The following is a 3,106-nucleotide window of genomic DNA, read 5'->3' on the forward strand; positions in this document are numbered from 1 at the left end:
CTTCATCCTGGGTGTTGGCATCCCTTACATAGATGGTCTGAGGGCCGCCCGGTACGTCAGTGAACACGTTAGAATTTTGCCATGGGCCGTACTCGCTCAGTGCGTACTGGTAGTCGCCATAACCTTCTACAAGTACTACGATTGACTGTTCCTGTCCGAATGGGTTGCTTACCGTATAACCCGGTTCGCTTACCGCACTTGCAGGACCTGATTCAAATACCTCAAAGCCTGTGATAGGGTCCGACTGGCAGCTGTCTGCACTCCATACCGTAACGGTATAGATACCGGCTTCTACGGCTGCGTAGTTCTGTCCTGTGGCTCCTGCTATCGCTACACCGTCTTTGTACCACTGGTAGGTGTATCCTGTTGCAGCGGTGTTGCTGTACAGCATTAGGGTTTTCAGTGGGGTGCGGTCAGGGTAGCTTAAACATACGTACATATCGTCGTTCTCACTGCTGATTGATGGTTCAGGCAGCAGGCCTACACTGATTTCAAAGCTGGTTACATCCCTGCACGGTGCTGTAGTAGACAGGTTAGTCACTACTGCCCATATGGTTTGTGGGTTGCTTGTGTTTACAAACGCTGTCGGGGTAGCGATGTAGTCTGCCGATGTGGTATCGGCGGCATCTGCTGCGGCCTGGCTGGTGTAGTAGTCTACACTGAAGGTGCTGGCCGGCTGGCTGGCCAGTATGGCTGCGTCTTGTACATTTAGGTTAAAGGCGGTATAGTAGCCGTCGTTGGTACCGTCGTAATCACATTCAAACAGGGCGTTGGCAGTGTTGGCTACTGCAGCCTGCTCGGCATACAGGTACATGGTGGCAAGGATAAAGCAATCGGTATCCTTGTTCTCCACGTATACCAGTATCGGCTGGGCATACGGCGTAGTGTTGGTGTACACGTGCGGTAGCGCGGTACCGGCGTTGTACGCCGCCATGTCGTAATAGAACCTTATGGTGTAATCCAGTGGGTTAAGCCCTGCTTCTGTAAGGATGTTGCTCACGTGGTCCATGATGTAGAACGTAGCTGTTCCTGTACTGGCCGGTGAACATATTGCATAAGGGTATACCTGGCCGGCGCTGTTAAATACCGGTGGCAGTGGGTTTACCACAAGTGGTAGTGCTACTACCTGTACACAGCCCGGATCGCTCGGCTCACTGCCGATAAGGCTGATCCTTGCCCATACGGTATCGGTCCACGCGGTGGTGTTGCTGTACGCAGTTGGAGTACTTATGTACTCTGCTGCGGTGGTATCTCCTGCCAAGGCTGCTGCCTCGGTGGTATAGTATGATATCTGGCTCTGGCTGTCGTTGGCCAGGATGTTGTTGTTGGCTGCTGTAAGGTCAAACACCTCGATACCATCACCAGGGGCATTCACGTCACACAGTTCCAGTGCCTCAGGCGTCTGGTTCGGTGTAGGTAGTGGTGTTACCCTTAGGGTAAGGAAGCTGTAGCTCTTACATCCCTGTGGTGTGGTTACCCTTACGTATAGTGTTTGTGGGTTTACTGTGTTAGTATAATCCTCCGGTGTGGCGATTGGGTTGTTGCTATCCATATCGGCTTCGGTCTCAAAGTACTCTACCACGTTGCTCTCTCCTACTCCATACGGGGTAAGAATGTAATCGTTCTTCACCGTAAGGTCGAAGCTGGTTAGGCCATCGTTCGGAAGGTCTTCGTCACACTTGGTATACATCGTTGGGGTGGCAAGCTCCTGTGGCTGGCTTACATTCAGCTCAAAACTTGATACCTGGTAACACTCGGTGCCCGGTACTTCTATCCTCACCCAGATGGTTTGCCCGTCGGTACCGAAGTAGCTTTGTGGCACGGTGATCCTTGGAGCACCTGCATTGGCAGAGGCTTCCTGTGCAAAGTAATGGATGGTATAGGTACCTGCGGCTACGCCAAGCTGGGCTTCGATTGCTGCGTCCTGTTGGGTAAGGTCGAATACCATTTGGTTGTCGTAGTTGTTGCTGTCCACATCGTCACACTGGGTAAGATCAGGAAGTGATACTACGTGTGGTGCAGGGGCTACCACAAGGTTGATTGGGTATACCACGCTCTGGCAGCCGGTAATGGTATTGGTGGCTACCACATAGATGGTCTGGTTGTAGGCCACCTGGTTTTGGTAGTTATTGGTTACCTGGATTGGGTTGTAGCCCATTGCGGCATCCTGGGCCGTATGGTAGAAGGCTACTGTAAGGCCTACACCGTTGTTGATCATGTTTTGGGTAAGGGCGTCAAGGTCGAAGTTACCGTAACCCGAACCGTTGGTATCACACACGGTAAGGTCATCTGCTGTAGGCATGGTAAGCTGCGGTAGCGGCTCTACCCTGATGTCCATAAGCACAATCCTGTAACAGCCCGTATCGTTGTCGGTTACCCTTACAAAGATAGGCTCAACTCCGTTGGTACTGTTGGTATAGTTTGCCGGATTGGTAATCGGGCTTGTCATCGCTATGGCATCGGCATTGGTGTGGTAGAAGGTTACTTCTACGCCGTCTACTCCGCCGGTGATTTCCGTGATCTTGCTGGTAAGGTCAAACACCTCTATTTCATCACCCGGGTTGTTTACATCACAAAGGGTGTATGGTGTAGGCTGGTTGGCTACCGGTAGTGGGTTTACCGTTAGCACAAGGGCTACGATGTCGTAACAGCCTGTAGCGTTATTGGTTACCCTGATGTATACCGTGCCTGTAGCCGACTGGTACTGTGCCGGGTTTTGGATGGCAGGGGTACCAAGGGCCGCATCGGCCTGGGTTTGGTGGTAGCTTACGCTGTATTGTGCCGGGTCCATGGTGTTTAGCACCGTACCCTGGTAGGTGGTCAGGTCAAAGATGGCTATACCGTCGGTATCGCTCTGCCCGTTATCACACATCGGGAAGTCTTCCAATGGGTCGGTGGCTACCGGTACAGGGTGTACTATAAGTTGCAGCTCTACCACATCATAACACTCGGTAGTAGCTGAGTGAACGGTGATGTACAGCGTTTGTATACCGCCTGTAGTGTACGCCTGTACGTTAGTGTAGGCATTTAGGTTAGCAATTGGGTTTGCGCCCACACCGTTATTAAAGTTGGCGTCTTCCTCTGTCTCGTGGATGGTAAGGGTTAC

1 pseudogene is annotated in these 3,106 nt (G+C 52.0%); it reads right to left on the reverse strand.

From position 1 onward, the window contains the following. Positions 1 to 3,106: pseudogene (locus ACLI1A_RS19500) on the reverse strand (hypothetical protein); the annotation flags it as partial.

The organism is Flavobacterium sp. RHBU_3, assembly GCF_046613565.1.
GTDB lineage: Bacteria > Bacteroidota > Bacteroidia > Flavobacteriales > Flavobacteriaceae > Flavobacterium.